Origin of the sequence: Shewanella sp. Isolate11, assembly GCF_022398315.1 — a bacterium.
Classification (GTDB): Bacteria; Pseudomonadota; Gammaproteobacteria; order Enterobacterales; family Shewanellaceae; genus Shewanella.
This window is the reverse complement of sequence record NZ_JAKEVF010000001.1, coordinates 108482-122862: the sequence shown is the minus strand read 5'-3', so window position 1 is coordinate 122862 and position 14381 is coordinate 108482. Positions and strand designations below refer to the sequence as shown.

14 protein-coding genes are annotated in these 14381 nt (G+C 45.7%); 4 read left to right on the top strand and 10 right to left on the bottom strand.

Annotation, left to right across the window (positions count from 1 at the left end; genetic code table 11):
• Positions 1-79: 79 nt before the first annotated feature.
• The 3 genes from L1D21_RS00550 to L1D21_RS00540 all read right to left on the bottom strand — a co-directional run bounded on the left by L1D21_RS00550 (position 80) and on the right by L1D21_RS00540 (position 3649).
• Complete coding sequence (locus tag L1D21_RS00550) at positions 80-811, bottom strand: fumarate reductase iron-sulfur subunit (protein ID WP_239843267.1); 732 nt, start codon at positions 809-811, stop codon at positions 80-82.
• On the bottom strand, positions 808-2814 hold the full coding sequence (locus L1D21_RS00545; RefSeq protein ID WP_239843266.1) for a fumarate reductase flavoprotein subunit: 2007 nt from the start codon (positions 2812-2814) through the stop codon (positions 808-810). The genes L1D21_RS00550 and L1D21_RS00545 overlap by 4 nt, the downstream gene beginning before the upstream one ends.
• A gap of 109 nt (positions 2815-2923) precedes the next feature.
• Complete coding sequence (locus L1D21_RS00540) at positions 2924-3649, bottom strand: fumarate reductase cytochrome b subunit (RefSeq protein WP_239843265.1); 726 nt, start codon at positions 3647-3649, stop codon at positions 2924-2926.
• A gap of 347 nt (positions 3650-3996) precedes the next feature.
• Between L1D21_RS00540 and prmA the strand changes: the two genes are divergently transcribed.
• The 3 genes from prmA to fis all read left to right on the top strand — a co-directional run bounded on the left by prmA (position 3997) and on the right by fis (position 6321).
• Positions 3997-4884 carry a 50S ribosomal protein L11 methyltransferase gene (gene prmA, locus L1D21_RS00535; RefSeq protein WP_239843264.1) on the top strand — a complete coding sequence of 296 codons (888 nt, stop codon included), beginning with the start codon at positions 3997-3999 and terminating at the stop codon, positions 4882-4884.
• Positions 4885-5029: 145 nt separating this feature from the next.
• On the top strand, positions 5030-5998 hold the full coding sequence (gene dusB / locus L1D21_RS00530; protein ID WP_239843263.1) for a tRNA dihydrouridine synthase DusB: 969 nt from the start codon (positions 5030-5032) through the stop codon (positions 5996-5998).
• A gap of 17 nt (positions 5999-6015) precedes the next feature.
• A complete protein-coding gene (gene fis / locus L1D21_RS00525) occupies positions 6016-6321 on the top strand; it encodes a DNA-binding transcriptional regulator Fis (RefSeq protein WP_028774417.1) in 306 nt (101 codons plus the stop codon).
• A gap of 195 nt (positions 6322-6516) precedes the next feature.
• Here fis and L1D21_RS00520 read toward each other — a convergent pair whose 3' ends face one another.
• Genes L1D21_RS00520 through L1D21_RS00495 form a run of 6 tightly spaced genes read right to left on the bottom strand, consistent with a single transcriptional unit; the run spans position 6517 to position 11059 of the window.
• Positions 6517-7248, bottom strand: coding sequence for an HAD-IA family hydrolase (locus tag L1D21_RS00520; RefSeq protein ID WP_239843262.1), 732 nt, complete (start codon positions 7246-7248; stop codon positions 6517-6519).
• Positions 7241-8137 (bottom strand): tyrosine recombinase XerC, encoded by an 897-nt coding sequence (xerC, locus tag L1D21_RS00515; protein ID WP_239843261.1) that lies wholly within the window; start codon positions 8135-8137, stop codon positions 7241-7243. Before xerC ends, L1D21_RS00520 begins: the two co-directional genes overlap by 8 nt.
• Positions 8138-8141: 4 nt before the next feature.
• Positions 8142-8780 (bottom strand): DUF484 family protein, encoded by a 639-nt coding sequence (locus L1D21_RS00510; RefSeq protein WP_239843260.1) that lies wholly within the window; start codon positions 8778-8780, stop codon positions 8142-8144.
• Positions 8777-9616 (bottom strand): diaminopimelate epimerase, encoded by an 840-nt coding sequence (gene dapF, locus L1D21_RS00505; protein ID WP_239843259.1) that lies wholly within the window; start codon positions 9614-9616, stop codon positions 8777-8779. The genes L1D21_RS00510 and dapF overlap by 4 nt, the downstream gene beginning before the upstream one ends.
• Positions 9617-9651: 35 nt before the next feature.
• On the bottom strand, positions 9652-10896 hold the full coding sequence (gene lysA / locus L1D21_RS00500) for a diaminopimelate decarboxylase (protein WP_239843258.1): 1245 nt from the start codon (positions 10894-10896) through the stop codon (positions 9652-9654).
• A 1-nt stretch (position 10897) separates the two neighbouring features.
• Positions 10898-11059, bottom strand: a complete 162-nt coding sequence (locus L1D21_RS00495; protein ID WP_275658893.1) for a lipoprotein — start codon at positions 11057-11059, stop codon at positions 10898-10900.
• A gap of 469 nt (positions 11060-11528) precedes the next feature.
• On the opposite strand from L1D21_RS00495, the gene cyaY reads away from it, so the two are divergent.
• Positions 11529-11861 (top strand): iron donor protein CyaY, encoded by a 333-nt coding sequence (gene cyaY / locus L1D21_RS00490; RefSeq protein WP_239843257.1) that lies wholly within the window; start codon positions 11529-11531, stop codon positions 11859-11861.
• Positions 11862-11887: 26 nt separating this feature from the next.
• Here cyaY and L1D21_RS00485 read toward each other — a convergent pair whose 3' ends face one another.
• Complete coding sequence (locus L1D21_RS00485; RefSeq protein ID WP_239843256.1) at positions 11888-14317, bottom strand: class I adenylate cyclase; 2430 nt, start codon at positions 14315-14317, stop codon at positions 11888-11890.
• Positions 14318-14381 lie beyond the last annotated feature (64 nt).

Sequence of the window (14381 nt, the reverse complement as noted above, 5' to 3'; positions counted from 1 at the left end):
GGGGCTCCTCAAACAAAAAGCCTGCAATTGCAGGCTTTTTATGTTCAACATGGATAACGGTTTATAGCAAGGTCACGTCTTATAGCAAGGTAACGGCCATCTTACGGCGCAGATAAGCGATCTGCTGCATATGTGGTAAATCTTTCGGACAATTATCCTGACAACCCAATAGCGTCATACAACCAAATACGCCATCTTGATTACCAATCACATGATAGAAGTCCTCGGCGCTACGGGCATCACGACTATCGAGCTCGAAGCGAGCAATTTTCATCATGCCTACCGCACCAACGAAAGTATCGCGCATCTGCTTGGTAGCACATGCAGAGACACACACACCACATTCAACACAGCGCTCTAGTTCATATAAACGCGCCGCCTCTTCCGGTGCCATTGGCGCCTCAATACGGTGAATATCCACCTCATCGGTTTTAGGATGAAGCCACAGCTTTAAACGCTCGGCAAGTTCACGCATAAACTTACCTGTATTGACCGACAGATCACCAATTAACTCAAAACCCGGTAGCGGCATTAAGGTTATTTCAGCGTCAGGGTATTTACTGGTTAAGGTTCGGCAAGCCAATGTTGGCATACCATTGATCACCATGGCGCAACTGCCGCAGATACCTGCACGACAGACAAAATCAAACTGCAATGAAGGATCTTGTTGTTCCCGCAGCATATTCAGCGCGATAAATACCGTCATCCCAGGGGCTTCTTCAAGTTGGTATTTAACCATCTTGGGCTTATCGCCAGGCTCTTGCGGGTCATAGCGGAAAATATTAAAGGTTAAAGTACGACCCTGACTCATTTGGTTTCATCTCCACAACACTGACTATTGCTAAGCGGTTTATCATGCAAACGCTCATTACGCGCTTGCAGTGAAGGTGGCACCTCGAAAGGCATCAGCGCATGCTGACGTTCATGGCGGTCGGCATCGTCAGCTAACCCAGCCAAAATGTCGGTGATCTGCTGTTGGCGCTTCTCGGTATCAGGATGCTCAATCGCATTATTGATCCCGTAACCACGATACCCCGGCGGCAATTCCATCTTCATAACATCTAACTGTTCATAATCCAATTCTGGCAAAGTGGCATCTTCACTTGGCCAGCTTGATAACGTTCGGTTTAACCAGTCTTTATCGTTACGCTGCGGATAATCTTCACGCGCATGAGCGCCGCGACTCTCGGTTCGCGCTTCTGCGCCGCACGCTACTGTGAGTGCCACTTTAAGCATCCGCTTAACTCGCAGCGCTTCAACTAACTCAGGATTGGCATGACGCTTCTTACAGCGCAAGCCCAGGTTACGAGAGCGTACAAGCAGGGCTTCTAGTTCACTGATGGCCTTTTTCAGTTCAGGGCCATTACGGAAAATCCCCACGTAATCCATCATGATGCGTTGCATCTCAAGTTTGATGGTAAACGCAGACTCTTTGCCGTCACCCTCAATCAATTGATCGATTTCACTGCCAACTTTGGCAACAAACTTCTCAACCAGTTGTGTGTCGATCTCTAAACTGGCTTGCTCACAGAAATCGGCCACATATTTACCGATGATCATGCCGCCCACAACTGTTTCAGCCAGCGAGTTGCCACCAAGACGGTTAAAGCCGTGCATGTCCCAACAGGCCGCCTCACCGACACTAAACAGACCTTTAAGCTGAGGGCTTTGCCCTTTAGCATCGGTACGAATCCCGCCCATAGAATAATGTTGAGTGGGACGCACAGGGATCCAATCTGTAGCCGGATCGATACCTAAGAAGTTCTCACAGATCTCTTTAACTTCACGCAAGTTAGTTTCGACGTGTTTACGCCCAAGTAACGTGATATCCAGCCACAGGTGTGGCCCATAAGGACTATCGACCCCTTTGCCTTTACGAATATGCTCTGTCATACGACGTGACACCACATCTCGCGAAGCTAATTCTTTCTTTTCAGGCTCATAATCGGGCATGAAACGATGACCATCTTTATCTCGCAGCAAGCCACCATCACCACGACAACCTTCTGTGGTAAGAATACCGACAGGCACTATGGCAGTGGGGTGGAACTGTACCGCTTCCATATTACCTAGCTTAGCCACGCCGGTTTCCAGCGCCAGAGCTTGACCTATGCCTTCACAAATAATGGCATTGGTTGATACTTCATACAGACGACCATAACCGCCAGTGGCAATGGTGGTCGATTTACCAATATAGGCACGCAGCTCACCGGTAATTAGGCAGCGAGCCACCACACCATGACAACGCTCACCATCGTGGATCAATGCCAAGGCTTCAACACGTTCATGCACCGGAATGTCCAACGATATGGCTTTGTTGTCCACCGCATATAGCAGTGAATGACCGGTACCATCTGCGGTATAACAGGTGCGCCATTTCTTAGTGCCACCAAAATCACGGGCATTAATCAAACCATGAGCCGCTTCGGCTTCTTCAATGGTAACTTTCTCGGCATTCACCACCACTTCACGCTGACCTTTAGTCACTCGCGTCCAAGGCACGCCCCAGTTAGCTAATTCTCGTACCGCCTTGGGTGCACAATGGGCAAACATCCGGGCTACTTCTTGATCGCAGCCCCAATCGGAGCCTTTTACCGTATCTTGAAAATGGATATCTTCATCATCACCCATCCCCTTGACGGTATTGCCCAGACTGGCTTGCATCCCCCCTTGTGCCGCAGCAGAGTGCGAACGTTTCGCCGGAATAAGCGACAATACAACTGTATCTAAACCACGCTCTTTTGAGGCGATGGCAACCCTTAAGCCCGCAAGCCCAGCGCCAACCACGAGAGAATCGGTATATATCAGTTTCACACTTGCTCCTTAACGAACAGATAGACTTGCCTGAGTGAATGAGTCCAAGCTCACTGGGACTCCACCCACAGAATCATTTAATTAGATTGATTTATATCTAACACACAGATTAATTTGGTGAATATGGCGTAATAGGCAGAGGTAACTCACTACCGATGATTAAATAAGCACTAAGGCTCAATAGGCCTATCACCAGCAAATAGACAATCAGCACCTTAGCCACTTTACGTAAACCATTACGATTAGCTATGAAACCCCATTTCACCGCCACACGATAAAGTCCAAACATGGCATGAACCACCACAGCCGGTAATAACAAGGCATACAATAACCAAGCATTGGCGTGATACACACGCTCGGCAGATAAATGAGGACCAATTTCTGGATTAGTGATCATGGTAAAGATATGCACTGGCGCTAAGAAGAACAGAATGAAGCCTGTCACCATCTGCCAGAACCAAAGATTGGTGTCTTTATGATTAATCACTTGCATATTACGACGCAGTGCACGCCACTGACCGAGCTGAGCCGGAAAACGGCGAAGTGCCATCGCCGCATGCAGTACAACCACAAATAAAATAAAAGCTGAAAAGAGCTGAGTAAGAATTGGCATACCATGGCCAGAACTCGTAAACATGCCGCCTTCGAGAAATTGCGCTACACGATAAAAGGCCTCTTTGCCTAATAGTATGCTCGACTCGAAATGTAGGTGTGCTAGTAGAAAAAAGCCAAGTAAAACTCCGGTAGCACTCTGCACTGTATCAGCCCTTGCTGACCACGGACTACTGAGTGGAGCATAATGAATTGCTTGTTGCTGACTGCGTTTATCGTTCATCTTTTCTTTAGCGCCTAATATCGGGATCTACACCATAGCAGTATGTACTGCTCTTCAAATCCTGCCACAATCAAAGCGTGATCCAGCTCACCCAGAAGTCCGTCAACCTTTGATAAGCGTCACAAACAAACCTAAAAAAAGAAACAAAGGTAATACCAGTTAACCAATATTAATCATACATTTAAACGATCATTTCAAACAAGATGGTTAAATTAGCTTTATCAATATAAGCTATTGAATCGATAATTTAATTTGTCGATTTTATGATCTCCATTTCAGAACATTGTGCCTTTAAGCCACACCATGGTTTACAATAACGCCATTATTGACTTGAGAGAGAAGATCCCATGGCTTGGATCCAGTTAAAACTTGATACCGACAATCAACACGCAGAAACATTAAGCGACCTGCTTATGGAGTTTGGCGCCCTATCGATCACCTACGAAGATGGTAAAGACACCCCTATCTACGAACCTAACTTAGGTGAAACACCGCTGTGGAATCACACGGTACTGACAGCACTATTTGAAGCCGATTATGACCTTGCGCCTATTGTCGAAATGCTCAAACTACAACCTTATTTAGGTGCAGACTTCAGCCATAAAATTGAGCAGGTCGAAGACAAAGATTGGGAGCGGGAATGGATGGATAACTTCCACCCGATTCAGTTTGGTAATCGTCTATGGATCTGCCCAAGCTGGCGTGAAGTCCCTGACCCACAAGCGGTCAATGTCATGCTAGACCCTGGCCTTGCTTTCGGTACCGGAACCCACCCAACAACCGCATTGTGTCTCGAGTGGCTCGACGGGCTCGATCTGAGCGACAAAGAAGTGATCGACTTTGGCTGTGGTTCAGGCATTCTTGCCATTGCCGCGATTAAGCTTGGTGCAGGTAAAGTCACAGGGATCGACATCGACTATCAAGCCATTGATGCCTCTAAAGCCAACGCAGAACGCAACGGCGTTGCCGATAAGCTGGCATTATATCTTCCAGAAGAACAGCCTGCTGACCTAATGGCCGAAGTCTTAGTGGCCAATATCCTCGCAGGCCCACTACGCGAACTAGCCCCACTGATCGCTGAAAAAGTGCAACCCGGTGGCTTACTGGCACTATCTGGCCTGTTAAAAGAACAAGCCGACGAAATTTGCCAACATTACAACCAATGGTTTGACATGGACGCACCTGCTCACAAAGAGGAATGGAGCCGCTTGACAGGGGTACGTAAATCACGTTAATAGCCAGCGGCTCTAGGCCGCTGTTGACTTCTCACCTTTCAAAAGTCAAGTAAAAAAGTTTCATTCTGGTCATTTATTGGCCTTTTCAGCGGCGTGAAAAAGGCGTACTATAGCGCCCCTTTGAAGCGCAAGGTGTGATTGATAAATGCAGATTGGACCCTATCAACTGAAAAATCAGCTGATCGTGGCACCCATGGCAGGCGTCACCGACCAGCCCTTTAGAAATCTCTGCCTACGCTATGGCGCAGCCCTAGCCGTTTCGGAGATGCTTTCATCAAATCCTGAAGTCTGGGATAGCGATAAAAGCCGCCAGCGGATGACACACGCAGGTGAAAATGGGATTCGCTCAGTACAAATTGCAGGAGCCGACCCAGATATGATGGCTCACGCCGCCGTTGTCAACGTACAACAAGGGGCGCAGATCATCGATATCAATATGGGTTGTCCAGCAAAGAAAGTGAATAAGAAGCTAGCAGGGTCTGCGTTACTACAGCATCCAGAGCAGGTAAAAGCGATTTTACAAGCTGTGGTTGCCGCAGTTGAAGTCCCGGTTACACTGAAAATTCGCACAGGATGGGCACCTGAACATCGTAATGGTGTTGAAATAGCTCAAATAGCACAAGATTGTGGCATCGCCTCATTAGCCGTTCATGGACGGACGAGACAATGCATGTACAAAGGCGAAGCCGAGTACGACACGATTGCCGCTATTAAACAAAATGTCTCTATTCCTGTCGTGGCAAACGGAGACATCTGCACCCCAGAGAAAGCACGTTTCGTGCTGGATCAAACCGGCGCAGATGCCATCATGATTGGAAGAGGCGCTCAAGGAAGACCTTGGGTATTTCGAGAGATCCAACATTACTTGGAAACAGGTAATAAGCTAGCGCCCATTGAAGTGGACGAAAAGCGTCAAGTGATGCTGGAACACCTCAAAGACTTATATGCATTGTATGGCGAATACAAAGGTTTACGTATCGCCAGAAAGCATGTTGGATGGTATCTCGACCAAGACGCGCAGAGACCATTTAGAGCCGACTTCAATCGGCTAGAAACTGTTGAAGAACAATGTTCCATGTTGGAACGTTATTTTGATGAATTAGTAAAGAATTAATAAAGAGCAGAATACGAATGTTTGATCAGACAACTCAACCAGAAGCTCATCAGCTTACCGTAGGCAAAATCGAAACCGCTAACGGCACAATCAAGCCTCAATTACTTCGTGACGCTGTAAAGCGCGCCGTAACTAACTTTTTCGCTCAAATGGACGGCCAAGAAGCTGAAGAAGTGTATGAAATGGTGTTAAGTGAAGTGGAAGCACCTCTACTAGATATCATCATGCAGCACACTCGTGGCAACCAAACTCGCGCTGCCAACATGCTAGGTATCAACCGTGGTACACTACGCAAGAAATTGAAAAAGTATGGCATGAACTAAGAATCAATTTTAGTCTGTTGTATTAAAACGGGTTTTCCAGAAATGGGAACCCGTTTTTTGTTAAAATGTCCCCCCATATGTCCCCCGTTGTTTTGTTGCACACCTTCACAGCACCGTAAATCCCCCCATTTGCCTTAGCAATAGCACAGAACCTTTAGCTAATTGCTAGAGACGATATTCAAACCTTGGCCAAAATCAAACAGACATCCAAGCCAGATGCAGTAATTCATCGATGCTGGTTAATTGAATATGAGGCAATAAACCTGCGCCATGAGCTTCAGGAGCTCTAGCTACGGCAGGATTTAACCACGCCGCCTGACAACCGGCTCGACGGGCACCTTGGACATCGGCGCGATAACTGTCACCCACATGTAATAGCTGCTCGCGGCTTATCTGTAATCGAGATATGGCTTGTTCAAATAGATCGGCATAAGGCTTCATTCGCAGTCCATTTCCCGGATGCAATACAAATTCTAAAGCATCACCTAAACCAATCCGAGCGGCATCGACATTACCATTGGTGATCCCAATAAGTCTAAAATGCTGTGACAACTGTTTCAGTGTGGCTAACACTTGCGGCGGCACGCTAAAGTCGGAGCGATAATGCAGAAAATGTTGTAGCCCTTGCTCTGCACCCGATGTAGCCTCATCGGTTGAATATCCTAATTGGCTTAAGCCCTGAATTAACGTCGCCTTGCGAGCAGCACTGGTATCATGGCCTAGACTAGGTGTGTGTTTTATCAATTGCTGCTTCAGGGCTAACCAATCTTGTGTTTGCCACATAGCGCTCTTAGGAAACTGTTTAGCCAGCCAGAGCTGTAGCTGACGTTCGGCATTAATGATATTGCCACGGTTGTCATACAGAGTGTCGTCAAGATCGAAACTAATCACCGTGATTGGCTTTGGCTTAATCGCAATTCTAACCATTGCCACCTCGCTTCTTGGCTCTGGGATGGGCGCCGTCATACACCTTAGCTAAATGTTGGAAATCTAAACTGGTATAGACTTGAGTGGTGGATAAATTGGCATGACCTAAGAGCTCTTGCACCGCGCGCAAATCGCTACTGGACTCAAGCATATGAGTCGCAAAAGAGTGACGTAATTTATGCGGATGCACATGCATACTCAGCCCTTGTTCCTGGCCCCATTTATTAAGCCTGGCTTGAATAGAACGGTGTGCCAAACGCTTGCCTTTTGCCGTGACAAACAGGGCATCATCTTCACAACTAAAACCACGACGAATATCCAACCAGCGCTTAATCGCGTCGATAGCCAGAGTGCCAATGGGAACAATACGCTCTTTACTGCCCTTCCCCATCACCTTCACTTGATGTTCACCAAATTGAATATCTGAGATGTTAAGGGCGGCTAATTCAGCCAAACGTAAACCAGAAGAGTAAAACAGCTCCATGATTGCCATATCACGCATCGCCAGAGGCGAATCATCATCGATAGATAACAGATGAGTAACTGAATCGAGATCCATATTTTTCGGCAACGGCTTAGCACGTTTCGGCGCACTTAAACCGATAGTGGGATCGAGGGTGATCAAACGTTCTTGCAGTAGATATTGGCAAAATTGCTTTAATGCCGACAAACACAAAGCGATAGAACGAGCACCTAATCCTCGCCGATGGAGCTTGCTCAGCACGGCTTGAAGATAATCGCTATTGACCTTGTGCCAACCTAAATTGTCGGGTAAAAGCTCACTAACTCTCTGTAGCTCAAACCGGTAATTACGTACAGTATGGGGAGACAACTGGCGCTCTGAAGCCAGATAATGTTCAAAGCGCTTGAGCCAGTCTGCACTCTTCATTGGGTTATAGCTTAGGTAGAAGGTGGTCGAGTAACTGCTTGAGTTGATCTAATAACAAGTTGTCCATATCAGGATGAAAGTGGATAGGATCATCACTGGCAATCGCGAAGATCACTTGGCCACATTCATTTGATAATCGTGATAACGCTACTGAGCCGACTTCGCTACCAAAAAGGCGTTTCGACTCCTTCTGAGTTAAACGGCCAAAATAGTAACCCGGCTTTAAGCGCTCACTCCATATATGAGATAGATCGCTATCGATATCATGTACTGTGATTAAGCGAACATGTGAAAACTGAAACTGTTGTTTCAACTCGGTAGACAGGGTTTGACGCAGTTCGCCAAGATCTTCGGCTTGCAATAACTTCAGTGATAACGCCGAGTTAAACATGAAGATTTTTTCGTTACGTGAAGCCATGCCTAGTAAGGAGGTGATCTCCTCTTCTAACTGAGCCACACGACCACGCAGCATCTCTTGCTTACGTTCAACCAAAGACACCACGCCACGTTCTGCATGAGGAATACGCATGGCTAACAACAACTCTGGATAACGACTAAAAAAGTCTGGGTTATCCAGCAGATACTCTCGAATTAATATCTCGTCAAATGGCAGGGGTGTTTTTTTATTTATGGCATCATTCATTGCTGTATCTGTCCATCATATACATGTTCTGCCGGCCCGGTCATCCAGAGGGGCTTGCCTTCGCCTTCCCAGTTAATGGTCAAAGTACCACCGGGAAGATCGACTCTAACTTGTTGATCTAATTTACCTTGCAATAGGCCTACAGCCATCGCCGCACATGCACCACTACCACAGGCTAAGGTTTCGGCCGCACCACGTTCATAGACCCGCAGTTTAATGTGGCCACGATTAATCACCTGCATAAAGCCAACATTCACCCCTTTAGGAAAACGTTCATGGTTAGTTAATAACGCACCGACGTTTTCTACATCAGCCGTCTCGACATCTTCGACATCGAGTACGCAATGAGGATTACCCATAGAGACCGCTCCGCATAAGTAGGTACTTACACCGGCGATATCTTGGGCTTGCAGTAAATAGGTTTTTTCCGCTTTTTTAGCAGCAAAAGGAATACGGTTAGGCTCTAAAATGGGTACGCCCATGTTCACCGTCACATTGCCATCACGCTCTAAACGTAAAGTCATTTTACCTGACGAGGTACTGACCTTAATTTTTTGTTTGTTAGTCAATCCTTTATTACGGACAAAACGAGCAAAACAGCGCGCACCATTTCCGCACTGCTCAACTTCGCTGCCGTCGGCATTGAAAATACGATAATGGAAATCCAACTCAGGATCGTATGGCGCTTCAACCAATAATAATTGATCAAAGCCTATCCCAAAGTTTCGATCGGCTAATCGCTTTATCTGCTCAGGCGAAAAGTACACATTTTGTGTCACGCCATCGACCACCATAAAGTCGTTGCCTAGACCATGCATCTTGGTGAATTGGATCAAAAACGTCTTCCTTAAAATAACTAACTAAACACAGGTTACGGCAGTAACTGCTCGCCTTGCCATAGTTGCGCTACAGTTTCTCGCGCTCTCACCAAATAGTGCTTGTCTTTATCTACCATGACTTCTGCCACTCGAGGACGAGAATTGTAGTTAGATGACATAGTAAAACCATAGGCACCAGAAGAACGAACCGCAAGCAAATCATTAGCTTGCAGGTTTAACATTCTGTCTTTACCTAAGAAATCACCGGTTTCGCAGACAGGACCGACAATATCGTAGTTCAGCGTCGAACCTTCTCGTGGCTGCACAGGAATAATATTTTGCCAAGCGCTATACAGTGATGGGCGGATCAGATCATTCATCGCACCGTCAACGAGAGCAAAGTTCTTATCGCTATTTTGCTTGAGATACAAAACCTGAGTCACGAAAATACCCGCATTCGCGGCAATCGCTCGACCCGGTTCAAAAATCAGTTTTAAATCACGGCCAGCTAACTTTTCAACCAAAGCCGCGGCGTAAACACTTGGTTGGGGAGGCTGTTCATCATCATAAGTCACACCTAAACCCCCACCAACGTCGAGATGAGAAATCGTCACCCCTTGCTCAGCTAAGCGGTCAATCAAACCTAGCATACGCTCCATGGCATCGAGGAAAGGTTGAATTTCAGTTAACTGCGAGCCGATATGACAATCTGCTCCTTTTACGCTCAATCCTGGTAACTCATCAGCTCGCAGGAAGATGCGCTCAGCTTCTTCCATGGCGATACCAAATTTATTCTCTTTCAAGCCTGTTGAAATATATGGATGAGTGCCTGCATCTACATCGGGATTTACACGCAGTGAAACGGGTGCCACTTTCCCCATGCGCGAAGCCACTAGATTCAGTTGTTCAAGCTCAGCTTCCGATTCAACATTAAAGCAGTAAATACCAATCTCAAGCGCCATTTCCATTTCTTGGACTGTTTTACCCACACCAGAGAAGACTACTTTACTAGGATCACCTCCCGCTTCGATAACGCGCGCTAATTCGCCACCAGAAACAATATCGAAACCGCTGCCGAGTCGAGCCAAAACATTTAATACCGCAAGGTTTGAGTTGGCTTTAACTGCATAACAGATCAGATGTGGGTGCTCACCAACAGCATTGTCAAACGCATGCCAATGTCGCTCTAAAGTTGCACGAGAGTAGATATAGAGAGGAGTACCATAAGTCTCAGCTAAATCAGCAACTTTGCACTGCTCAGCATGTAATTCATCATTTTGGTATAAAAAATAATCCACTCTATTGTTCCTTTTTGTTTGTTGTTGTCGACTGTTGAACTGGCGCTTCTGCGGGTTGCTGTGATTGATTATTTTCTATTTCGGGAGACTTGTATAGCGGCCCTTTTTGGCCGCAAGCCGCCATGGATAGGCACCCTAGCAGCACAAGCGAAATCAGCTTCATCTTTTTCAACATCAGACATTCCGGAATTTTAAATTAATCGAGGCTGCACTTGGCAGCCATCTGTGTGCTATTTATCACAGGGATAACCTTGATATAACTGTCATTAATAACGGTTGGGCTATCGAGATATGCGCGCAGCTGTTAACAACAAAAATCGTTTTTTTATCAAAACAGCATAAAAATTGGCATAACAGGCTAAAAGATTAAGTTTAGTCGATTAATAATCGCCTGTTCATCACCCTTTAGCAAAATATCCATATCAGCTGGTATCAGCTCGCGCACCTATGAATTAAGCATAAATCTTGATTCGTACGATGGTTGCAGAGATAGACACAAAACGTCAAGTAGATATCATGCTAATTCATGCCATTTTAGCTATTTTTATCAGTTGATAAAAATCGATGGAGCATCGGCAGCCCCATTGTTACTATATTCATTATCAACTCTTTGCAATTTAAGGATAGCTGTCATGGCAATGACCGACTCTGAATACCATAAGCTCGCTGATGAAATGTTTTCGGCAATTGAAGATGCCATCGAGAGCGCTATCGATGATCAAGATGCCGATATCGATATCGATGCCTCTGGTAATGTTTTACAACTTGAGTTTCAAGACCGTTCAAAGATCGTGATCAATAAACAGGAGCCACTACATCAAATTTGGGTAGCAACTCAATTTGGTGGCTATCATTTTGCTTATGTTGATAGTAAATGGATTGATGAGCGCGGTAATGCCGGTGAGTTTATGCCCTTCGTGATCGATTCGATTAAACGCCAAAGTGGTGTGGTTCTAAGTTTATAAATCAGCCATCACTGTCGATGCGGTAACTAAAACTCAGTTGCCGCTTCATCGACATTCACACCAAATGGCTGCGCCTGCAACTTGCCTTCAACGCGAATTAATCTAAAAAATTGTGGCAAATTAAAACGCTGCTTTTCAAGATAAGATTCAGAAAATGCATGGTGATGACTCACCTGACTCACCAACTCTTCAAGATTATTCCCCGGCTGAACATAATGATTTACCTCGTTGTGCTCGTCTAATACAAACACATCTATACCTTCAGGGCGTTGACGCAAAAAATATTGCACCGCACCAATAGCAGCATATTCTTGGATCACTTGAGGAATTTTACTAAAGGGATCATTACCTAAATCAGGCCTTGGTAGCTCCAATACTTGCTTCTTAGATAGCTTTTGATAAAAAGCGTTGGCATCGCTCAAGTCTTGATAAATCATCCCTTTTGAGTTGAAAAACAACCCATACCTCACCTTTCCAACTTGAAGTGGATGCACCATGGTCGATGAACTTTGTGCCTTAATACTCAGCACATTCGCTCTGTCTATCAGTTGCTTCACCGCGCGTTCAAATTGTGTGCTTAAACGCGTGGAACAACTCACGACATCGACCTGAACTTTATCTTGCGCCCTTTGCATCCCCGGAGTGATATACACCAAGGCATTTAAAATCGCTTCCTCACCATCGAAATGATGACAATGCCATTCACCCCAACTGTTTTGACAGATCACATCTAAAGACTGCAGCATGTTTTTTTTCTGACTTCCCAGAGAAAACACATTGGCATTGATGTAATCAATCATAATCTCTTGGCCTTGCCAGGCATCGGTAGGATCGCTATTAAAGTTAATCAGCACCACTAGCTTCTTAAAATGCCAAGGCTGACATAAATTCAGTTTCGATGGACACCAATCATTGTGTTGTAATAGGTATGGCAGACGGCGGGCAGCCTTGGTTAATTGTTTGGTGCGCGCGGTTTTTCCACCAAAGTCGTACCACTGAGTGGTCGCGGTGGAGACACCATTAAGTGTTGCCCATACCAGTAATTTTGCTTTGCTGCGTGAATGAAATACAGCCCGATTACCTATAAAATTTTTCGGTTCCGGCTGACAACGATAAAGATAAAACTCCTCAGTATTATGGCTGTAAATCACCGTTAAATAGGCCTCGGCAATTGAATGACTCCAGAGTCGATTTAGACTAATGATCTGATTATCATCGTCACTAAAATAGGTGTGCAGTTTTCGAGTTAGTAAACCCAGTTCGGAAATCTTAAGCTTTTCACTCAGTTTATTTTCCGCCGCAAAATGCAGTAATGTTTGATAACTACCAAGCATCAATTCGTTAAGTTGCTCGTTGAACCATTGCAATTGACCACAATGCCAGTCGGCACATTTATCTAAGGTACTTAATAAGTTATCTGACCACCCCCAGCGTTCCACTAAGTGGCGTAATTTAAAGTATCGCCAATCTTGGGGATGATCGGTAGCGGTAAGCCGAATACCACATTTCAGATAAAAACAGCGACGAATAATCTCTAAACGGCGGAGATCATTTTTTTGCTCAAGATAGCGCTCAATTGACTGATACAACAAATAATAAGCATCATTAAACGCAGAGAAATCCCCTTCGAGGGTGCATTGCCAAACCTGACTACTCACAAGCTCGGTGTTAGGATAACTACTGGCATAAGCTTCCAGTAACAATACCTTAAGTAACGCTTTATGAGGTTTATCGAGCCCTTTATAGAGCTGCCACAGCGAGGCGCCAAAATATTCACTGGCAGCTAGATTACGCACATCACCTAAAAACAGATGGGTTGCAGGTGTCGCCGCTTCGGGCCACCAAGCAATCGGCTTACCCGCGAGGCAAATATGGCTACGATAAAACTCTTCAAGCAATAGCCAATGCTGCGCGCTACCACTGTTTTCACAGCCCATGCTAGAACCCAAATCATCACAATCGCCGTCGGCAGCAAGAAATTGCTTCGGATGAACTAGATAGATATTGACCTCAAGATCATGCTGTTCAAACCATGAGGTTAGCAAGTTGGATTTTTGCTGTAAGGCGATGACTTCACCGCGAGTTAACTCTGCATCGTAGATCACCCAAACATCGATATCACTTCTGGGATTTTGACCAAATGTGGCCGTACTACCCATAGAGTAAACGCCTAAAATGGCTTGCTGTTGCGAATTTGTCGCAGATGGCGGATCGAGTCGAAGGATATTGCAGGCTTCTGTGGCTTTGCTGTCGGCAACATAATCCACCACTCCAGAGGGCGTCATTGGGCTGTTATAGCCGGGATAACCAGAGCGGTGATAATGAAATAATAGTGGAATCAACGTAAAAAGATGGCGTTGCAGCGGCGTTAATATCGCCTGAGCCCGCGCTAAACGGATCCGGTTTAAGCGCTCAGCAGTTTCGATAAAATGCTCTTGCTCACTCAATGTAATCATGCCTAATCACAAACCATCTTGTTTAAACATGCTAACATCAAAATCACAAACAGCAAGCAAATGG

Coding starts and splice junctions, on each gene's coding strand:
- L1D21_RS00550 (WP_239843267.1), bottom strand. CDS start 811: ATGAGTCAGGGTCGTACTTTAACCTTTAATATTTTCCGCTATGACCCG.
- cyaY (WP_239843257.1), top strand. CDS start 11,529: ATGGCAATGACCGACTCTGAATACCATAAGCTCGCTGATGAAATGTTT.
- L1D21_RS00495 (WP_275658893.1), bottom strand. CDS start 11,059: ATGAAGCTGATTTCGCTTGTGCTGCTAGGGTGCCTATCCATGGCGGCT.
- L1D21_RS00510 (WP_239843260.1), bottom strand. CDS start 8,780: ATGAATGATGCCATAAATAAAAAAACACCCCTGCCATTTGACGAGATA.
- prmA (WP_239843264.1), top strand. CDS start 3,997: ATGGCTTGGATCCAGTTAAAACTTGATACCGACAATCAACACGCAGAA.
- fis (WP_028774417.1), top strand. CDS start 6,016: ATGTTTGATCAGACAACTCAACCAGAAGCTCATCAGCTTACCGTAGGC.
- L1D21_RS00540 (WP_239843265.1), bottom strand. CDS start 3,649: ATGAACGATAAACGCAGTCAGCAACAAGCAATTCATTATGCTCCACTC.
- xerC (WP_239843261.1), bottom strand. CDS start 8,137: ATGAAGAGTGCAGACTGGCTCAAGCGCTTTGAACATTATCTGGCTTCA.
- L1D21_RS00520 (WP_239843262.1), bottom strand. CDS start 7,248: ATGGTTAGAATTGCGATTAAGCCAAAGCCAATCACGGTGATTAGTTTC.
- dusB (WP_239843263.1), top strand. CDS start 5,030: ATGCAGATTGGACCCTATCAACTGAAAAATCAGCTGATCGTGGCACCC.
- L1D21_RS00485 (WP_239843256.1), bottom strand. CDS start 14,317: ATGATTACATTGAGTGAGCAAGAGCATTTTATCGAAACTGCTGAGCGC.